At 64.1% G+C, this 19,090-nt stretch carries 18 protein-coding genes; 10 read left to right on the forward strand and 8 right to left on the reverse strand.

Annotated elements, in window-relative coordinates; all coding sequences use genetic code 11:
- Window positions 1-47: 47 nt before the first annotated feature.
- Window positions 48-923: a hypothetical protein gene (locus C8C89_RS17830; RefSeq protein WP_133991461.1), complete on the reverse strand. Its 876-nt coding sequence runs from the start codon at window positions 921-923 to the stop codon at window positions 48-50.
- Window positions 924-1,008: 85 nt separating this feature from the next.
- On the reverse strand, window positions 1,009-3,201 hold the full coding sequence (locus tag C8C89_RS17835) for a TonB-dependent siderophore receptor (protein ID WP_133991463.1): 2,193 nt from the start codon (window positions 3,199-3,201) through the stop codon (window positions 1,009-1,011).
- Window positions 3,202-3,433: 232 nt separating this feature from the next.
- On the opposite strand from C8C89_RS17835, the gene C8C89_RS27060 reads away from it, so the two are divergent.
- The 3 genes from C8C89_RS27060 to C8C89_RS17850 all read left to right on the forward strand — a co-directional run bounded on the left by C8C89_RS27060 (window position 3,434) and on the right by C8C89_RS17850 (window position 6,419).
- Entirely contained in the window at window positions 3,434-4,105 is a 672-nt protein-coding gene (locus C8C89_RS27060) for a hypothetical protein (protein ID WP_166674783.1), read from the forward strand.
- A gap of 125 nt (window positions 4,106-4,230) precedes the next feature.
- Window positions 4,231-5,184, forward strand: coding sequence for a 2-hydroxyacid dehydrogenase (locus tag C8C89_RS17845; RefSeq protein ID WP_101481284.1), 954 nt, complete (start codon window positions 4,231-4,233; stop codon window positions 5,182-5,184).
- A gap of 44 nt (window positions 5,185-5,228) precedes the next feature.
- Window positions 5,229-6,419: a low temperature requirement protein A gene (locus C8C89_RS17850; protein WP_133991465.1), complete on the forward strand. Its 1,191-nt coding sequence runs from the start codon at window positions 5,229-5,231 to the stop codon at window positions 6,417-6,419.
- 41 nt (window positions 6,420-6,460) lie between these two features.
- Here the strand turns inward: C8C89_RS17850 and C8C89_RS17855 are convergent, their stop codons facing one another.
- Complete coding sequence (locus tag C8C89_RS17855; RefSeq protein WP_101481282.1) at window positions 6,461-6,991, reverse strand: GNAT family N-acetyltransferase; 531 nt, start codon at window positions 6,989-6,991, stop codon at window positions 6,461-6,463.
- 91 nt (window positions 6,992-7,082) lie between these two features.
- On the opposite strand from C8C89_RS17855, the gene C8C89_RS17860 reads away from it, so the two are divergent.
- Window positions 7,083-7,652, forward strand: a complete 570-nt coding sequence (locus tag C8C89_RS17860) for an XRE family transcriptional regulator (RefSeq protein ID WP_133991467.1) — start codon at window positions 7,083-7,085, stop codon at window positions 7,650-7,652.
- A gap of 12 nt (window positions 7,653-7,664) precedes the next feature.
- On the opposite strand, the gene C8C89_RS17865 is transcribed toward C8C89_RS17860, so the two are convergent.
- The gene (locus tag C8C89_RS17865) at window positions 7,665-8,552 is read right to left on the reverse strand and encodes a LysR substrate-binding domain-containing protein (protein ID WP_166674885.1); all 888 of its coding nucleotides are present in this window, start codon (window positions 8,550-8,552) and stop codon (window positions 7,665-7,667) included.
- Between the two features lie 72 nt (window positions 8,553-8,624).
- Between C8C89_RS17865 and C8C89_RS17870 the strand changes: the two genes are divergently transcribed.
- The 3 genes from C8C89_RS17870 to C8C89_RS17880 all read left to right on the forward strand — a co-directional run bounded on the left by C8C89_RS17870 (window position 8,625) and on the right by C8C89_RS17880 (window position 12,141).
- A complete protein-coding gene (locus C8C89_RS17870; RefSeq protein WP_133991469.1) occupies window positions 8,625-10,121 on the forward strand; it encodes an MFS transporter in 1,497 nt (498 codons plus the stop codon).
- Window positions 10,122-10,222: 101 nt separating this feature from the next.
- On the forward strand, window positions 10,223-11,791 hold the full coding sequence (locus tag C8C89_RS17875) for an EAL domain-containing protein (RefSeq protein WP_133991472.1): 1,569 nt from the start codon (window positions 10,223-10,225) through the stop codon (window positions 11,789-11,791).
- Window positions 11,788-12,141: a hypothetical protein gene (locus C8C89_RS17880; RefSeq protein WP_133991474.1), complete on the forward strand. Its 354-nt coding sequence runs from the start codon at window positions 11,788-11,790 to the stop codon at window positions 12,139-12,141. The genes C8C89_RS17875 and C8C89_RS17880 overlap by 4 nt, the downstream gene beginning before the upstream one ends.
- Window positions 12,142-12,144: 3 nt before the next feature.
- Here C8C89_RS17880 and C8C89_RS17885 read toward each other — a convergent pair whose 3' ends face one another.
- The 3 genes from C8C89_RS17885 to C8C89_RS17895 all read right to left on the reverse strand — a co-directional run bounded on the left by C8C89_RS17885 (window position 12,145) and on the right by C8C89_RS17895 (window position 15,988).
- Window positions 12,145-13,509 (reverse strand): serine hydrolase, encoded by a 1,365-nt coding sequence (locus C8C89_RS17885; RefSeq protein ID WP_133991476.1) that lies wholly within the window; start codon window positions 13,507-13,509, stop codon window positions 12,145-12,147.
- A 131-nt stretch (window positions 13,510-13,640) separates the two neighbouring features.
- Window positions 13,641-15,014 (reverse strand): serine hydrolase, encoded by a 1,374-nt coding sequence (locus C8C89_RS17890; RefSeq protein WP_133991478.1) that lies wholly within the window; start codon window positions 15,012-15,014, stop codon window positions 13,641-13,643.
- Window positions 15,015-15,025: 11 nt separating this feature from the next.
- A complete protein-coding gene (locus tag C8C89_RS17895; RefSeq protein WP_133991480.1) occupies window positions 15,026-15,988 on the reverse strand; it encodes a DUF535 family protein in 963 nt (320 codons plus the stop codon).
- Window positions 15,989-16,319: 331 nt separating this feature from the next.
- Here C8C89_RS17895 and C8C89_RS17900 point away from each other — a divergent pair, with 331 nt between their 5' ends.
- Genes C8C89_RS17900 through C8C89_RS17910 form a run of 3 tightly spaced genes read left to right on the forward strand, consistent with a single transcriptional unit; the run spans window position 16,320 to window position 17,708 of the window.
- Window positions 16,320-16,751: a hypothetical protein gene (locus C8C89_RS17900; RefSeq protein WP_133991482.1), complete on the forward strand. Its 432-nt coding sequence runs from the start codon at window positions 16,320-16,322 to the stop codon at window positions 16,749-16,751.
- The gene (locus C8C89_RS17905) at window positions 16,714-17,148 is read left to right on the forward strand and encodes a DUF1801 domain-containing protein (RefSeq protein ID WP_133991484.1); all 435 of its coding nucleotides are present in this window, start codon (window positions 16,714-16,716) and stop codon (window positions 17,146-17,148) included. Before C8C89_RS17900 ends, C8C89_RS17905 begins: the two co-directional genes overlap by 38 nt.
- The gene (locus C8C89_RS17910) at window positions 17,145-17,708 is read left to right on the forward strand and encodes a hypothetical protein (RefSeq protein WP_133991486.1); all 564 of its coding nucleotides are present in this window, start codon (window positions 17,145-17,147) and stop codon (window positions 17,706-17,708) included. Before C8C89_RS17905 ends, C8C89_RS17910 begins: the two co-directional genes overlap by 4 nt.
- Before the next feature lie 203 nt (window positions 17,709-17,911).
- On the opposite strand, the gene C8C89_RS17915 is transcribed toward C8C89_RS17910, so the two are convergent.
- Window positions 17,912-18,934 carry a DNA-binding protein gene (locus C8C89_RS17915; RefSeq protein ID WP_243858067.1) on the reverse strand — a complete coding sequence of 341 codons (1,023 nt, stop codon included), beginning with the start codon at window positions 18,932-18,934 and terminating at the stop codon, window positions 17,912-17,914.
- Window positions 18,935-19,090: the final 156 nt, after the last annotated feature.

The following is a 19,090-nucleotide window of genomic DNA, read 5'->3' on the forward strand; positions in this document are numbered from 1 at the left end:
GCTATGCTCATCATAGTATGCGCCAATTCGGCGGCCAGGGAAACGCCTTATTGTCCCGTATCGGCTTGCCGCAGAGCCGCCTGCAGGCGGGAAAGCGATGCTGACCACTCGTCCAGAGAAAAGTTCTGCGGGTCGTCATGACCGTTCGCAAAACCCGTATCGAGCACGGCGTGGAAGGCGGGAATCAGCCACGTGCCCTTGCGCACGCTGGCAGCGATGTACAGCAGGGCCAGGCGGTCGTATTGCGCTGGCGTAAAGCCCGGATCGGGGGCCAGCCCGTCGTTGCCCTTGCCGCCGCCCGGCACGGAATTGCGCGGCTGCACCAGCTCCACGTGCAGAAAAAGGCCCGTCAGCGACGGCTTGTCCTTTTCCAGCTTGCTGGCGTAGCTGGGCGTGCCAAAGTCGCGCACTTGCAGCGAGGCGCCCAGGCGGTTCACATACACATGGCCTTTCGGCCCGCCACCCAGCGCCGGATTGCGCAAGCTAAAATCGTTGAAGTCCCAGCTGGCATCGTTGATATGGTCGGGAATAGTTTCCAGCAAGAAATTCGGGTAGCTGGTGTCATGGATGACAAAATAGCGGGCCATAGGCGCCGCCAGCCGGCCCACGGCGCGCGACAGCGGTGCGTCGACGGCGCCGCCCACGTCCGCTTCACTGATCGACTGCTGTGCCAGCCAGGCGCGCAGCCGTGCCGGAGTGATGCCCGTGCGCTGGCCGATGTGGGCGGCAAGAATGTCCGGTAGCGGCGCGCTGTCGCCCAGGCGCGCATACAACTTGACGGGACGTAATAAACACGTGGCTTGCGCCCGCGCATCACCTTTGAAGCCGCTTTTCCAGGCGGCATAGGGGCAGGCGGCTTGCTTCTGGGCAGCCGCCGGCAGGGATAGACAGAGCAAGAGCAGCAGGGCGGGGAGTCGTTTCATGCGGGCATTGTCGCCGAATCGGGCGTGCCGACACAGGCGCGCACGCGAAAAAAAAAGCTGCCCTCGGGCAGCTTTGTCTTCTGGCTTAGAAGTCCACTGACGCCGACACGACGACGGTGCGTGGGGCGCCCAGCACAAGATAGCCAGCGCCCGAGGCGCCGCCGGCAGACGCCCAGTAGTTCTTGTCGGTCACGTTATCCAGGCGCGCGCGCAAGGTGACGGCGCGGTCGGCGATGGTGGTCAGGTAGCGTGCGCCCAAGTCCAGGCGTGTCCAGGACGGCACTTTCTGCATATTGGCGCCATCGATGTATTGCTTCGACGTATACAAGGTGCGTCCCGTCAAAGCCAGGCCGCGTACGCCGGGCACATCCCATTCCGCACCGAAATTCAGCTGGGTAGCAGGCACGCCGATGGCATCCTTGCCCACGTTGGCAGCGTTCATGGCGCTCAACTGCTCCGTGTCGAGCAGTGTCAGGCCGCCCAGCAGGCGCAGGCCACGGGCAGGTGTACCGAAGACCGACAATTCGATGCCGCGGTTGCGCTGTTCGCCAAACACGCCGAAGATACCGTTTTCCACATAGGCCGATGGCTGCTTGGTGGTAAACAGGGCAAGGCTGGCGCCGATGCGGCCAGCGTCATACTTGACGCCGATTTCTTTCTGTTTCGACTTGTAGGGCGCGAACGCCTGGCCGACATTGGTCACCCCGGTGCCAGCGGCGACCGCGCCTTTTTGCAGGCCTTCGATATAGTTGGCATAGACGGACACTTCCTTGACTGGGCGATACACCAGGCCCAGCACAGGCGTGGTGGTGCTTTCGCTGTAGCTGCTGCTATCAAACCGGACGCCCGTGTTGTAGTCGTACGAATCGTCCTTGATGGTCTGGCGGCGCGCGCCCACAGTCAGCAATACCTTGTCATCGGCAAAGGCCAGGGTGTCGGCAATGGCAAAGCTCGACAGCATGGTGCGTGCCGTCACCAGCGGATGCGCCAGGTCGCCGCCCATGAACCAGGTTGGCGCGGGCGCGGCTACCTGCACGGGAGCATAGATATTCGTGCCAAAGCCTGTCACAAAATCGCTCATGCCATAGGCGTTCTTCGATTGCGACCAGAAGGTCGAGACGGTGGCACTGATGGTATGCCCGACGCTGCCTGTGCGCAGCTTGCCGCGCACGCCGATCTCGCCCGTACGGACGCTATCGTGGCGGGTATTGTCGAAGCGATAGGAACTGGCCGCGCCGGACGTACTGTTCACCGTGGGCGCTGCCAGCACGTTCGACTCGTCGCCATTACGAAAGCCCATGGCAGCCCAAGCCACGACGTCCTTGGCGAGGTCGTATTCTCCGCGCAGGGTGCCGAAAGTATCGCGTTCGTTGGAGTGCGTCCAGCCTTGCGCGAAGTTGCTGCTGGCGTCAGGCGCAGCGGGCACGGCAACGCCGCTGGCCACACTGACGCTTGGGCGCGGATTGCGCAGCTTGTGTTCCTGAAAGCCGGCATCGGCCGACAGGCGGAAATCGCGCCCGCGGTAATCGGCGCCGACAGAGAATACGCTCAGTTCGCGCTTTTCGCGGTCGACGGCTGTGTCGCCATCGCGTCGTACTGCATTGATGCGCACGCCGGTATTATTGTCGGGGCCGAAGCGGCGGCCGATATCGGCTGCCACATAGCCCTGGCCGCCGCTTTCCGTGCCGACCGTAATCTGTGTCAGCGGTGCATCGGTGGCGCGCTTGGGCACCAGATTGATGGTGCCGCCGACGCCGCCACCGCCGGGCGCCGCACCATTGATGAAGCTATTCGCGCCACGGAACACTTCCACGCGTTCCAGCAATTCGGAAGCGACAAACTGGCGTGGCAGCAAGCCATACAGGCCGTTATACGCGAGGTCGTCCGAATTCACGGCGAAGCCGCGGATCATGTACATTTCCTGGAAATTGCCGAAGCCGCGCGTCACGCGCACGCCAGCATCGTTTTGCAGTACATCGCCCACGCCCTGTGCCTGCTGGTCCTGGATCAGCGCCTGCGTATAGTTGGTGCTGTTGAAGGGCGTGTCCATCATGTCCACGTTGCCCAGCAAGCCCAAACGCCCGCCGCGCGCCACCTGGCCACCCGCATACGCTTTCGACAAGCCTTCCGCCGACGCATCGGCCGAGGCATTCACTTCCACCGTGGGCATGGTTTGCGCATCGCTGTCTGGCGACGTATGTTGGGCGTGGGCGGCAGTGCTGGCCAGCAGGAAGGCGGCCAGGGCGAAGGGGGTAGGAGCGAGGCGGAAGGGGCGCATGGTGTTGTTTGGATATTAATGAGAATGATTATCATTATATTCCAGTGCGGCGCGGGGCGTGAATAAGTGTGAGAATGTCATAAAAAAAGTCGCCATTCGTACAACACCAGGCAGGCAGGCACTGGAATCTGGCGGAAAAAGGCGCGCCAGACGATACCTTATGGATTTATTAATGCCTATGGTCAAGTTTCGCTAAAATGGGCCATCGCGCCCGGCGCCCACAGGAAACCGCATGCCATTGCACCGCCATCTACAGTCCGCCTCCCTGCGCATCCGGCGGGGCTTGAGCCTGAAAGGCATGGCTGTTGCGCTGATACTCGCCATGCACGCGCTGGGCCTGTATTTCCTCCTGCTGCCGGCGCGCCAGCTCAAGCAATACACGGAAGTGGCCTTCATGAGCCTGATGCCGCCCCGTCCACCGCCGCAGACGCCGCCGATGGCCTTGCCGCTGCCGCTGCCGTTTCCCATGCCGCGTGCGCGCGCCAGTGCAACGCCTGCCACGCCTCCCGCCATCCTCGCACCGCCCGCCGTTGCAGCAGAAACCATCACCGTGCCTGCCGAAGAATCGCCCGCAGCTGCGCCCGCCGCAGACTTGCGCACGCGCGCCCGTCTGGCCGCGGGGGCCGCCGACAAGTCCCTGCGCGGCGAAATCAAGCAAGACAAGCCGTGGCTGGCCGCAGCCGAACTCAAAAGCGAAAGCGCTTTCCAGAAGCTGGTCGCCTCCGCCTGGCGCGGCGGCCCCGTCATTCGCGTGGAGGAATACCTGACGGCTGATGGCCGGCCCGCCACGCGCGTGGTCAGCGCCGGCGGCGCCACCTGCTATGGCATGGCCGAGAATCCTGGCTCTGGCGCTGACCCGTTCAAGACGGGCGGCAAGGTGAAACGCGTGCCTTGCCCTGGCTAAAGACCGCATCAATGGTATGGGATTGACGGCCATTCCGGGGCAGCCATCCCCGGCTGGGCGTCAAATATGCTAAGTTGCGTCTGCGTTTGTTTCCCACCCTTATGTCGACACGCCCCAGGACGCCCATGCCACCCGAACTCCTCATCCTCGCTCCCAGCCCCTCGGCTGCCGTTAACGCGCAGCTGGAGCAGCAATATACCTGCCACCACGCCTGGCAAGTGCCGGCGGACGAGCGCCATGCCTGGCTGGCCGAACGCGCGCCTGCCATCCGCGCCGTCGTGACGACGGGCGCGCTGGGCTTGAACGCCACCGACATGGCCTTGCTGCCCGCCCTGGAAATCATCGCCGTGAATGGCGTGGGCCTCGATGGCGTGGCCCTCGACGCAGCCCGCGCGCGCGGCATCGCCGTCACCACCACGCCGAACGTGCTGACGGATGACGTGGCCGACGTGGCGTTGGCCTTGCTGCTGGCCAGCGCGCGGCACATCGTGACGCTCGACCGTTTCGTGCGCGATGGCGGCTGGGAACGCCGCGAGGCCATCGCCCCCGCCTCCAGCCTGCGCGGCAAGACGGCCGGCATCTTCGGCTTCGGCCAGATCGGCCAGGCCATCGCGCTGCGCCTGGCCGCCTTCGGGGTCCAGGTGCGCTACTTTCAGCCCCGCGCCATTGCCGGCACATCCGTACCGCGCGCCGAATCCTTGCTGGCCCTGGCGCAGGAATGCGATTATCTGATCGTCTGCGCGCCGGGCACGCCCGCCACGCGCAAGATTATCGACCGCACCGTGCTAGACGCGCTGGGCCCGCAAGGCACCCTGATCAATATCGCCCGTGGCGCCCTCATCGACGAAGACGCCATGATTGCCGCCTTGCAGGATGGCCACCTGGGCGCGGCAGGTCTGGATGTGTTTGCGGACGAACCGCGCGTGCCGGCCGCCTTGCGCGCCTTGCCGAACGTGGTGCTGACGCCGCATGTGGGCAGCCTGACCGTGGAAACGCGCCATGCGATGGGGCAACTGGTCGTCGATAATCTGGCGGCGCACTTTGCCGGCTTGCCCTTATTGACGCCGGTAAAGTCATAAACGCCCGAATTGAACGTTTTACTAGCATGAATGAAAGAGTATCTATGGAATTGACAAAATCGCTGTTGCGCACGCGCGGCGGGCAGGACAGCGGCAAGGTGGGCATGATCGAGCTGTTCTTCGACCTGGTGTTCGTGTTTGCCGTGACGCAACTGTCGCACGGCTTGCTGGCGCACCTGAGCGCCATGGGCTGGCTGCAGACGGGCCTGCTCCTGATGGCCGTCTGGTGGGTATGGATCTTTACGTCGTGGATCACCAACTGGCTCGATCCCGAGCGCATTCCCGTGCGCATCAGCCTGTTCGCGCTGATGCTGGGCGGCCTGATCATGTCGGCCTCGATTCCCGAAGCGTTCGGCACGCGGGGCCTGGGCTTTGCGGGCGCCTACGTGGCCATGCAGGTGGGCCGGCCCCTGTTCGCCTGGTGGGCAGTGCGCCATGAAGCGCTGGCGCGCCGCCGCAATTTCCAGCGCATCGCGCTGTGGGCCGTGCTGTCCGGCATCTTCTGGATCGCCGGCGGCCTCGCGTCGCCCGAGCAGCGCATCTTCTGGTGGGGCGCGGCCCTGCTGATCGACCTGGCCGGCCCATGGATGCAGTTCGGCCTGCCGGGCCTGGGCCGCTCGACGATCGCCGACTGGGATGTCGATGGCAGCCACATGGCCGAACGCTGCGGCCTGTTCGTCATCATCGCCCTCGGTGAATCCCTGCTGGTGACGGGCGCCACCTTCGCGGGGCTGGAATGGACGGCCGGCAATTGGCTGGGCTTTTTGTCGGCACTGGTCGGCAGCATCGCCATGTGGTGGATTTATTTCGATACGGGCGCCGAGGCGGGCCACCACCGCATCGCCCACTCGAAGGACCCGGGCCGCATCGCCCGCAAGGCGTACACGTATATCCACGTGCTGATCGTGGGCGGCGTGATCGTCAGCGCCGTGGCCGACGAACTGGCGCTCGTGCATCCGGATGAAGCGAGCTTCGCCGGCATCAGCGCCTTGCTGGGCGGGCCGATCCTGTATCTGCTGGGCAATGCGCTGTTCAAATGGGTCAGCAATGACCGCGCCACGCCGCCGCTGTCGCATCTGCTGGGCATCCTGATCATCCTGGCGCTGATCCCGATGGCCTATGGCCGCCTGTACACGCCGTTGACCCTGGCCTGCATCACCAGTTGCGTGCTGGTCCTGGTGGCCGTCTGGGAACACATGGCCTTGCGCCGCCCGCCGCCGGATATCGATCTTTGATACGCGATCTCTGATACGCGATCCCTGATGCCTGCCTGACCTTATCTGGACGGCGTGATGCCGTCCGGATCGCTGCGCGCATCGAGCTGAAGCTGGAGGAATGTCAGGTCCAGCCAGGCGCCAAACTTGGTGCCCACCTGGCGCATCAATCCCACCTCTTCGAAACCCAGCTGCTTGTGCAGGGCGATCGAGGCGGCGTTGCCCGCTTCGATGCCCGCCACCATGACGTGCTTGCCCAGGCCGCGCGCGCGCACGATCAGTTCCCCCATCAAGGCCTTGCCGACGCCGGCGCCGCGGCGATCGGCCCGCACATACACGGAATGCTCGACCGTATGCCGAAAACCCTCGAACGGGCGCCAGTCGCCAAACGAGGCGTAGCCGGCGACATTGTGCTGCGCATCGATGGCTACCAGCACCGGATAGCCGGCCCGCTCGCGGTCGGCCAGCCAGGCTGCGCGGTTGGCCGCATCGACGGTCCGTTCATTCCAGATGGCCAGGGTATTGCTGACGGCATCGTTATAGATGGCCGTGATTGCCTCGATATCGCCCGCATGGGCATCGCGGATGTGCATGTTGATCTCCTTGCTAGTCGTCTACTATAATGGACAAATCATAGATTGCCGTCCAAGCCTTGTCCAATAGAATCCGAATAGAATCTGACCCATGTCCACTAAACCAGACGAATTGAACCAGCGCATCGGCGCCAGGGTGCGCCTCGAACGGGAAGCGCTGGGCTGGTCGCTGACGGAGTTGGCGGCCCGTTCGGGCGTCTCGCGCGCGATGGTGCACAAGGTGGAGCGGGGCGACTGCAGCCCCACGGCCACCTTGCTGGCAAGGCTGTCCGGCGCCTTCGGCCTGAGCATGTCAGAACTGATCGCCCGCGCGGAGATGCGCGAAGGGCGCTTGCTGCGCAAGGCCGAGCAGCCCGTGTGGATCGACCCGCAGAGTGACTATGTGCGGCGCCATGTGTCGCCCGCGTCCGACATGCCGCTCGACCTCGTGCATATTAGCTTGCCGCCAGGCGCCGTGGTGGCGATGCCGGCCGCCGCCTATGTGGCGCGGCGCCAGCTGATCTGGTCACTCAGCGGCAGCCTCGTCTTCATCGAAGGCGATACCCGCCACGTGCTGGACGCGGGCGATTGCCTGGAACTGGGTCCGCCCGCCGACTGCGTGTTCAGGAATGAAACGGCCAGCGATTGCACCTATGCCGTGGTCGTGCTGAAGCAGGGCTGAGGCAGCATCTTCTCAATTCAGCGCCGCAGCGCGCAGCTGGGCAATGAAGGCGCGCGCGGCGGGCGCCTGTTCGTGGCGGCGGAAGGCTACGGCGATTTCCGAGCTGATCTGCGGCGCTGCCAGGTCGCGGAAGCACACACCGGGCAATTGCACGCTGGCCATCACGGAGTGGGGCACGATGGCGCAGCCCACGCCCAGCGATACTTCCGTCAGCACGGCCACCAGGCTGCCGGGGCGCGACACTACCTGTGGCGCAAAGCCGCCGCGCCGGCTGACTTCCAGTGTTCCCAGCTCTTGTTCCGGCACGATGAAGGCCTGCTGCGCCAGCGCGGCCGGTTCCGCCACGTCCAGGCGGGCCAGCGGGCTGTCTGCCTGCAGGGCCAGCACGAAGCGGTCGCGCAGCAAGACCACCATGTCTATGCCGTCCGGCAGGTGCAGGGGCGGGCGCACGAACGCCAGGTCAACGCGGCCCTGGTCCAGCAAGCCGGGCAGGGTATCCATCGCCTGTTCGCGCGCACAGATGTGGATGCCGGGGTGGCTGGCGCGAAAGCGGGCAAACTGGTCTTGCAGCACGCCGGAATAGGCGGCCGAGGCCACGTAGCCGATTTCCAGCCTTCCAAGCTCTCCCCGGCCCGCGCGCCGCGCCACGTCCTGCGCCTGCGCCAGCTGCGCCAGCGCGCGCGTGGCCTCGATGACGAACAATTCTCCGGCGGCCGTCAGGGCCACGGCGCGCTTGCTGCGCTGGAACAGGCGCGTGCCCAGCAGGTGCTCCGTTTCCTGCACCTGCTTGGTCAGCGCGGGAGGCGAAATGCCAAGCTCGGCAGCCGCCCGCGCGAAATGCAGGCTGTGCGCCACGGCCAGCACGCAGCGGAAGTGCCGCAACTCCATGTCTTTGTCTATATTCACCATGGGTGAATTATAAGGCGCTCATCTTATAACAGGAAATAATACAAGCTTGCTTACAATCGAGGCATGAAGAATACCAACTGGACCTTATATACGTGCTCGGGCGTGTGTGCATTGATCATGCTCGACACCAACGTGGTGGCCGTCTCCCTGCCGTCGATCGCCCGCTCGCTCAATGCCAGCTTTGTCGACGTGGAATGGGTAGTCAGCGCCTACATGCTGGCGTTCGCCTCGTTTTTGCTGCCGGCCGGCAGCATTGCCGACCGTCTGGGGCGGCGCAGGGTGATGCTGTTTGGCCTGGCCGTGTTCGCGCTGGCGTCCCTGCTGTGCGGCCTGGCGTGGACGCCGTTCGTGCTCAACGTGGCGCGCGCCATCAAGGGCCTGGGCGCCGCGCTGCTGCTCACGTCCGCGCTGGCCGTCATCGGCCACACCTTTCACGCGGAAAAGGAGCGGGCGAGGGCGTGGTCCGTGTGGGGCGCGGCCATGGGCGTGGCCATGACGGTGGCGCCGCTGTTGGGCGGCCTGATCACGAGCGCCATCAACTGGCGCTGGATTTTTTATCTGAACCTGCCCGTAGTCGCCATCCTGATGTGGCTGGTAGGCAAGCATGTGGATGAATCGAAGGATGCGTCCAACGCCAGTTTCGACCCGCTGGGCGCGCTGCTGTTCTCGGCTGGCCTGTTCTGCATCATCTGGGGCTTGATCGACGCCAGCGTGGCGGGCTGGGCCAGCCACGCCACTGTGCTGCGGTTTATGGCGGGCGCGGCGCTGCTGGCCGTGTTCGTGCTGGTGGAACGGCGCCAGCGCGCGCCCATGGTCGATCTGTCCCTGTTTGGCCGCCGCGTGTTTGTCGGCGCCGTGCTGGGCATGTTCGGCTACGCCATCGCCGCGCAAGTGATGATGACCTTCTTGCCCCTGTATTTGCAGAACGCCTTCGGCTTTTCCGCCGTGCTGGCCGGCTGTGCCATGTTGCCGTTTGCCGTCGCCATGGTGGTGTTTTCCCGGCTGGCGCCACGCGCCATGCGCCATCTGGACGACCGCGGCATCCTGGTGACGGGTCTGTTGATCGTCGCCGTGGGCAACGTGGCCACTGCCTTGGCCGCCGCCAGTTTGCAGTATGGCCTGGTGGCAGCCGGCATGGTCGTCACGGGCGCGGGGGCAGGATTGCTCAATGGAACGACGCAAAAAGCCATCCTCGCCTGCATTCCCCGCGAGCGCACGGGCATGGGGTCCGGCATCAGCACCACCACGCGCTTTGTCGGCATCGTCCTGGCCGTGGGCGCGCTGGGCGCCGTGCTGGCCATGCGCACGGCTGCCTCGTTCGACAAGCTGGCGTGGTTGCACGGCTTGAAGGCCTCGCCCGAGATGATCGGGCGTATCGTCGCCGGCAACGCGGCCGAGGCTTTCGGCCAGCTACCGCCCGCCATGCAGGCCGTGGCGCAGGAAGCGGCCCGGCACGCCTTTATCGATGGCTTTGCCAGCGTGCTCTACCTGGCTGGCGGGCTGGCGGCCGTGGTGGCGGCGCTGGTCTTCGTGCTGGCCCGGCCGGTACAGAAAGTATGAAAAGTGTAACTGTTCAGCAATATTCAAGTACACGGCCTCGGCTTGTAATATGATGCCATCAGGAAATACATGGCAATCATATAACTACCACAGGCAATCGCATGCGCAGAAAACGCATCATCATCACCAGCGTGCTGGTCGCAGTCATCGGCGTGGCCGCTCCCTTGAGCCTGGCCTTCTACCTGTCGTCCGTGCGCGCCGAGCAAGGCGAGCAGGAACGCCTGCGCCTGCTGGCCGGCTACGCGCTCGAGCGTGCCCACCGTTCGATCGCCTCGGCCAGCATGGCCCTGCGCAGCGCCGATGCGCTGGACCTGGCGCCGTGCTCGGAAGCGCATGTCCAGCAACTGCGCCGCATCACCATCACCACGCGCAGTATCGACGATATCGGCTATATCGAGAATGGTTTGCTTAAATGCACCTCCACGGGCATGGAGGACGAGCACATCGCCGTCACGCCCCCCGATTTCATCCTGGACAATGGCATGGGCCTCGATTTCAATCTGCGCCCCGTCGTCAGTGGCGGCAAGCGCATGGTGGGGCTGACTTACCGCGCCTATAAAGTGCTGATCGACCCCGTGCGCTTTTCCGACGTCATCGTCGACAGCGATATCCAGATGGCCGTGGCCATCGGCAAGGGTGGCGTGCTCGACACCTTGCACCATCCCGATCCCACGCTGGTGCAAGCCTTGCTCGCCGGCCAGCCAGGGGCGGGCGGCGCCACCGAGGACGGCAGCATCCATGCCATGCTGTACCGCGACGGCTTGACGGCCGTCATGATCGAGCCGCGCAGCAAGCTGAACGACAGGCTGCGGCGCGAACAGCTGCTGCTTTTGCCGCTGGGCCTGCTGATGGCCGCCTTCATCGTCGGCATCGTCGTGTGGCTGTCGCGCCGTCGTTTGTCGCTGATGGGAGAACTGAAGATCGCCATCGAGCGGCGCGAATTCTTTGTCCACTATCAACCCATCATCGCGCTCGACACGGGCGTGTGCGTGGGCGCCGAAGCGCTGATACGCTGGCGCCGTCCCGATGGCAGCATGATCAGGCCTGACCTGTTCATCCCCGTTGCCGAAGAAAGCGAGCTGATACTGCCCATCACCGACCAGGTCATCGCATGCGTCATCGCCGACATGCGCGCCGCGCTGCTGGCCGACCGCGATCTGCACATCGCCATCAACCTGTGCGCCAGCGATATCGAAACGGGCAGGGTGCTCGACGTGCTCGAGCGTGCCCTGGCCGGCACGGGCATCGAGGCGCAGCAGATCTGGCTGGAAGCAACGGAGCGGGGCTTCATCAACGTGGAAGCGGCGCGCGCCACCATCGACAAGGCGAGAGCACGCGGCCACGCCGTGGCCATCGACGACTTCGGCACGGGATACTCCAGCCTGTCGAGCTTGCAAAACCTGCCGCTCGACGCCCTGAAAATCGACAAATCCTTCGTCGACACCATCGGCACGGACGCCGCCACCAGCAGCGTCACGCCGCACATCATCGCCATGGCCCGCACCTTGAACATGCTGATCGTGGCCGAAGGCATAGAAACGCAGCAGCAAGCCGATTATTTGCTGGAACGCAAAGTCGAATTCGGCCAGGGCTGGCTGTTTGCCAAAGCGCTGCCGGCTGCAGAATTCCTCACTTTTTACCGGGCGCGCCGCGCGCCATCGTCCACATGAAACAGGCAAACTTCCCTTATCCGCTACAGCCGCTGCGCGTGCCCGGTGGCTGGCACATCACCGTCAATACCCTGTTCGAGGTGGAACCCAGCCCGGACACCATGCAGTGGTTCAGCAGCGCGCTGCTGCTGTGGGGCCATCGTCGCGATAGCGGCTACTGCTTCAATTCGCACTTCGAGCCGGAAGACGATCCAGACGGTGAATTCGTGCTGGAAATGGGCAAGGTGGACTATGACCGCCACGGCAAAGCCGTCAAGGGCAGCGAGGTGTTCCTTGGGGAATGGCGCACGCGCAGCAAGGCGGCGTTTGTTGAACGGGTCGAGCAATTCATGCAAGACCCGGCAGCTTGAGTTTTACTGTTTGCGCGCCAAGACCACGTCCTGCCCGCCTTGCTTGAGCACGGCGCTGACGATCTTGCCCGTGGCGTCGCGCGTAAAGGTCAGCTCCGCCTCGATGGCGCGGAAGAAAAACTGGTCTTTTGCGCTGGCAAACAGGGGCGCCGAGCCGACGCCCGTGCCGGCCGCTTCCAGCCCATGCTTGCCCTGACTCACCGTCAAGGTGAAATGTTCCTCAGGGGAATGCTCAAGCACATAGTCGGCCACGTATTCAGCCAACGTTGCGCGCGGCAGCTCGATGGCGGCTTGCGGCTTTTTCAGGGGCGGCAAGGGCGTGCCAGGCAGCAAGGCGGACAAGCCCAGGGTGTCGACGGTGCGCGCCGTGTTCGTCAGCACTACTACCCCCCGCTTGCCATCCGTGGTAAATGCCGCATAGCTGGTGTAGCCGCCTGTCTGCCCGCTGTGCCAGGCGTAGCTTTGTCCCTGTTGCTGCTCCACCAGCCAGGCCAGGCCGATTTTTGTGTCGCTGTCCGGCGCCAGCGGACGCTGCGGCTTGATCGCCAGCGCATACGGACGCAGCGGCTTGAACATGTAGGCTTGCAGATAGGCGATCATGTCGCGCGCGCTCGAATACACGCCGCCGGCCGGCGCCACCACGTTCAAGTCCCAGGCCGGCGTCGGTTCGCCCGACAGCTGGTGGCCGGGCGCCAGGCGCGCCAACATGCCGTGGGTGGGCGTGTTCGAGGTCGAGCGCATGCCCAAGGGCACGGCGATGCGCGACTGCAGCAGCGCTTCATAACTGCTGCCCGCCTGCGTAGCCAGGGCTGTGCCCAGCACGGCATAGCCTATATTCGAATAGTCAAAGGCGCTGCCGGGGGCGCGCGGCAGATGGTAGGCGGCGAGAAACTGCCGCTGTTTGGGGTCCGTGTAATCTGCATACGGATTGGCGGGGTCTTTCGGCGCGAAGTTGTCGGGCAGGCGTGGCAGCCCGGAGTAATGCGTGGCCAGGTCGAGCACGCTGATCGTCTTGCCCTCGAACGCAGGCACCGTATAGCCGGGCAATAATGTCGCCACCGGCTCCTCGAGCGTGACCTTGCCATCGACGACGGCGTCGGCCAGCAGCAAGCCTGTCATGGTCTTGGTGACGGAACCGATCTGGTAGACGGTATCGGCACCCGGTTTGGCGTTCTTGCCTGCATGCACGCTGCCAAAGCCATACACGGCGCTATCCTTGCCCTCGATCACGGCGATGACAATGCTGGCGTGCATGCCAGTGCGCGTGAGTTCTTCCGCGCGCTGGCGTACGGCGTCGTCGAGGGTGGGGGCGGCCAGGGCGCTGCTGCCGATGAGGCAAAGGGGGAGAAGGGCGAAAGTGGGTGTCATGGGAACCTTGTCCAGGGTGGGCCGAATACAGGCCAGCGCCTGGATAAGGTGGCTGGCATGCGCTGGGAAGGATACGGCGCCAACATGAAGGCCGCCTGAGTTTTATGCCACTTTTGCTGATTTGGCAATATTTAGGGTTTTCGCTTGCCCGGCATCGCCTGGCCATTCTGGTGCAGGACGACGCCCGTGATGGCGCCCTGGGCGTCGCGCTGGAATACCAGTTGCGCTTCGACCACCTTGTAAAAGAAGGTGTCTTTCGCGCTGGCGTACACGGGGGCTTCGGGCTGGCCCGTGGCGCCCACCAGCAAACCGTCCGGACCCTGGCGCACGCTGAGGACAAACGTGGGCGCCAGCGCATACTGGCCCGCATATTGGGCCAGTTCGGCGGGGGCGATGGCGATTTCCTTCCGCGCCGGGGCATTTGGCGGCGGCAGGCTGCCGGGTAGCAGCACGCCCACACCCAGCCCATCGACGTCGCGTGCCGTGCTGCTCAGCACCACCACGCCCCGCTTGCCATCCAGGGTGTAGCCGGCAAAGCTGGCATAGCCGCCCGTCTGCCCGTTATGCCAGGCAAAAGGCTGGCCCTTGACCTGGTCGAGCATCCACGCCAGGCCGATCTTTTTCACGCCATCGCCATCGCCTTCGCCGGCCAGTACCCGGCGCGGCTGCACGGCCAGTTGCTGCGCGGGACTGGTCGCCCGCATGTACGATTGCATGTAGGCAATCATATCGCGGGCGCTGGAACGCACGGCGCCAGCCCCTGCGATGGCCTGGAAGTCCCAGTTCTCGGCCGGCTTGCCGTCGGCAAGGTGGCCCGGCGCCAGACGCACGCGCAGGGCGGGCGTCGTCACTGCCGAGCTGCTGGCCATGCCCAGCGGACGGAAAATACGCGCTTGCAGCAGTTCTTCGTAAGACATATTGGCTTGCGTGGCCAATGCCGTGCCCAGCAAGCCATACGCCAGGTTCGAGTATTCATACGCGGCGCCCGGCGCGCGCGCCAGCGCATGGCCGGCCAAAAAAGTGCGCAACTGGCCTTCGGCATAGTCGCCGTAGGGATTGCGCATGTCCGCCGGCGCCAGATTGGCGGGCAGGCGGGGCAAGCCGGAAAAGTGCGTGGCCAGTTGGCCTACAGTAATTTTCTGGCTCGCCAGCGCGGGGATGGCGTAGGCTGGTAGCAGTTCGGCCACCGGCTGTTCCAGCTGCGCCTTGCCTGCCACGATGGCGTCGGCCAGCAGCAAGCCCGTCATGGTTTTCGTCACGGAGCCGATTTCATACACGGTATCCGCATCGGGCACGCCTTTGTCGCCGGGCCGCGCGCGGCCGAAGCCGTACACGGCGCTGTCCTTGCCGTCGATCACGGCGATGACCAGGCTCGCATGCTTGCCGTCACGCACCAATGCTTCTGCCCGTTGACGCACGGCGGCATCGAGGGCGGGGGCGGCCAGGGTGGCGGCGCTGGACAGGGACAGCATGGGTAGCAGCAGGGTGCGTAAGCGTGGGAGCATCGTCGATTCCGTCAGGTATGTGATTGATGGGAATACAGCATAACAGTTTCATTGACAAGATGGCCGTTTTGGCAAGATGGCGCGGTGATCATGGCCGCTAGCTGCGCGCGCATGTCGGCGGCCATGCCGAACAACAATTCGCCACGTCGGCGCGCATCGGCGCGTTTTTTCGATGGCACATCGGCCAGATCCGGTGCCCGGTAGGGGATGCAAGGCAAGTGATAATTACCGTCGCGCATGCGCAAGGCGTGCAATTCCTGCCACACCAGGTCATAGTCGGCGGCGATACGGCGGCGCCGGCGCGCATTCAGGGCGATGCGGTTGTCATTGCAGATCAAAAACAGGTTATTGCAGGCAAAAAAATCTCCGAAATCGCGCAGGGCCGCCACCATCAGGTTTTTCGGACGGCAACCGTGCAGCGCCCGCGTGGCTTCCTTGACGGCCAGCTTGCCCGCCTCCGAGCGCAAGCCTTGCAGCGCGCCCAGCTGCAAGGAAACGCCATCGGCGCGCGGCAGGAACAAAAAACTGGCCAGGTACAGGGGCTCGCCGTCGCGTATCAAGCGTAGGCACAGTTCGCCTTCGCGGTAGCTGTCGTGGATGGCCGTCAACTGCAATCGGTACAGCGCCCCATCCTTGCCTTCGAACGCGGCCAGCACCACGGGCAGGCGCGCGGCCCGCTCGACCAGCGTGCGCGCACCCGCCTGCCACAGGAAGCGGTAATGCCCTTCCAGCAAGGCCAGGCGATCTGCGCAAGCAAGCTGGCGCGAGGCATAAGGGCGGTAAATCTTGAAGCGCAAGCAGGGATGCAGCTGCGCCAGAGAGTTCAAGCCGGGCATGCTGCCCAGGAAGGCTTGCCAGCGTGTGCGCTGGCGGGGGAAGAAGAGGGCGCCCAGCGCCGCTTTCAGGCGGTGCCCGCTGGCGCGATGTGGCGCCACGGCGGTGCCGTGGCACAAGGTTAAAGCGATGTCATTCATGGTTTTGCCGGGAAATGGCAGGCGCTGCACAATGAGAGCCTTGCCAGTTTGAATGCTACGCGGGCAAGGTGAAGTTCATATTAAGAAGCTATCCCCATGGGTATTTAGAGGATGACAACTAAACATTTGCCTTCTGGTAATATGGACAGTTATGCTCGCGGCACCTGGACTCCATGATGGATGCCTTTCATGCACCGCCGCCATGTGCTTGCCATCCCCGCCTTGCTTGCCGCCCCGGGCGTCCAGGCGCAAGGCCGCAAGGCAGATCCTTTGGCGTCATTGGCACAATGCATCAATCGCAGCGAGTTCAAGGTCAAGGCGCAAGAGCAGCTTGCTTTTCGCGAACCTGAAGATCGAACGCAGCGCCGAAGGCCAGTTTGCCGCCGACCGCGAGACCATCGTGGCGCAGATGCAGGAAATGGCCGCCACGGGCAAGCCGCCGCAGCAGCTGCCTCTGGAAACGGACGCGCGCGATGGCGTGGAAGTGCCAGGATTGCATAACGCCAGTATCGCGCAGGCACCGGGTATCATCAGTCTGTATTGGCTGCTGCACGCCGCCAGCCGCACGGTCGCCACCGCCTGCATACAGAACCAGCCTGCCGATCCGCGTGACTTTTCGGCGGATGGGCAATACCAGCCCTTGCTCGACCAGCGCCTGCCTCCCTGGTCAGTTGCGTGGCCTGTACGGCACTTAAGGCGTACGTGCATTGAAGGAGATACCAGCCATGAAAAAAGCAGCAGCGGGCAAGCCGCCCGACGATGACGCCGCGAACGCAGGACCCGCCGCCAGTCTGATCGACGCGAAGATCGCCTCGCTGGCGGACTGGCGCGGGAAGACCCTGGCCAGCGTGCGCGCACTGATCCACGAGGCGGACCCTGACGTGGTCGAAGAAGTCAAATGGCGCGGCGTGCCCGTCTGGTCGCACGCGGGCATGATTTGCACGGGCGAAACCTATCAACTGGCTGTCAAGCTCACCTTCGCCAAGGGCGCCGCCTTGCCCGATCCGGCCCGCCTGTTCAATGCCAGCCTGGACGGCAACACGCGCCGGGCCATCGACATACACGAAGGCGAGCACCTCGACACTGCGGCGTTCAAGGCGCTGATACGCGCCGCGGTGGCCGCAAATACGGCGCCAAAACCAAAACGGACTTCTACTTGAGACATTATCTGTATATCTGGCACGAGCCGGCCGAACGCATGCTGGTTGCTTCGGGCATCGAGTTCAAGGACTTTATCCCCGCCCTCGGCAAGGCGGACGGCATCGTGCTGCGCACGGGCAGCGCCGGGACACCCAGGAAACCTGGCCGCTACCAGACCTTGGCGCGGCAGCAACTGCCGGCCATGGCGCACGAAGACCTGTACGCCTGCGGCAGCCATGCCTGGGCCGATTGGCACAAGGATGGCCAGGGCAAGCCGCCTGCTTCCCTTGAGGCGGACGTGGCCGCGATGCTCGACCATCGCGGCGCCCTCACGCCGCTGCCGGCCCTGCGCAGCCGCTTTCTCGCCTTTGCCCATGACGACGGCTGGTATTTGAAACTTTTCTATGCGGCGTGGGATGACGTGGCAGCGATGCTCACGGGCGTCATCCCGCCAGCGCTGGGCACGCTCGACATGGATGCGCTGCAACGGGGAGGTGACGGCTACTGGCTGCAAGACGGCAAGGTCGACCTTGAACTGCCTAGCCACGATATCGACAGCGTGCTGAACCGCCGCCTGTAGCAGTTGCTGGCCAATACGGGGCTGCCACTTGTATCCGAAAGCGAGAGTGACGCGTCAGATTAGCTTCAGATTGGACGTGGCGCAAAGTGAACACTGCACTTCGCCTGCACGCAGCACGCCGCCTGGCTGCGCTTTCAGTCATTGTTCGCTGGCCAGGCCCGACCGGGCTGGCACCGTCAATATCCCATGCCACGCAAACCGGTTCAACCATCACGTTTCTCCTTGCTATCCATGAGCAGGGCCAGCCTGGCCGCCATGCCGGCATTCTCGCGCAACAAACCATCGCGCTCCTGCGCCAGGCTTTCTATCTTCTGCTGCGATGCCTGTGTATTTTCCGCCAGCATGTCGAGCTGCCGGTCTTGCGCGGCGAGCGCGACCTTGGCGTCATTCAGCGCCAGCAAGGCCGTGTCGAGCTTGGCCAGCAAGGCGTCGGCGGACGCGGCCGCCTGCAAGTATTGAAATTCGAACTGGTCGCGCTCGGGACGCACGCTGGCCAGCGCTTCGCGGTCGGCGGTCGCTACGCTGGATAAATGCGCGTGTTCCGCCTGCAGTTGCGCCAGGCGCATGTCTTGCTGCACCAGGGTCGCTTGCTGGCCTTGCAGGCGCTGTTGCAGCTGCGCGTTGTCCTGTTCCAGCCGGCTGATCCGTTGCTGTGCCTCCGCCCGTTCCTCGCTGCGTTGTGCGGCTGCCGCTTCCTGGTAATGGTCGAACTGCGAGCGCACTTGCGCCAGCTGGCGGTTGAGGGCGGCGATTTCTTCGCTGCGGTCGGCCAGGCGCTGCGTCAGGCCCGCGTTATCGCTGTGCAAGGTGGCCAGGGTGACAGCGCGAAAATGGTGTTCTTCCTTCAGTTGTGCAAGCGCATGCTGGGTGGCGCGCAACTCCTGGGTGAGGGCGGCGCGCGCCTCCGTCAGTTTCAGTCCTTCGTTTTCCGTCTTCTTCAGCTTTTCCAGCGCCGCATCGAGTTCGGCGCGGTTTTGCTGCATGCCCGTTTCCAGCTGGTGCGCCACGTCGCGCTGCTGCTTGTCATAGACGCCGCGCATCGCTTCCATCAGTTCGGCCGGCAAGCCTGCCTCCGTTTTCACGGCGCCCGCGCCCTGGAACTCTTCCTTCCAACGTTTCAGCAGGGGCGCGATGGTGCTCTTGCTGCCCGTGCTGCCCAGTGCTTCGCGCACGCTGTCGACCGTGGGATTGCGCCCATCGGCAGCAACGATTTGGGCTGCTTTCATAACATCAGAGTACAAAATGCCGGTGCGGGCCATAAAACCACCTATGAGCGAAATTTAGTAACGTATTACATGATACGTAATATTGCATTATATTACGATAGAAATTTTGCATATTTTTTAGAAATATAAGTTGCGATAAAGTCGCTTATCGCGTGT

The organism is Janthinobacterium sp. 75, assembly GCF_004365495.1.
In the GTDB taxonomy this organism is placed as follows: Bacteria; Pseudomonadota; Gammaproteobacteria; order Burkholderiales; family Burkholderiaceae_D; genus Janthinobacterium.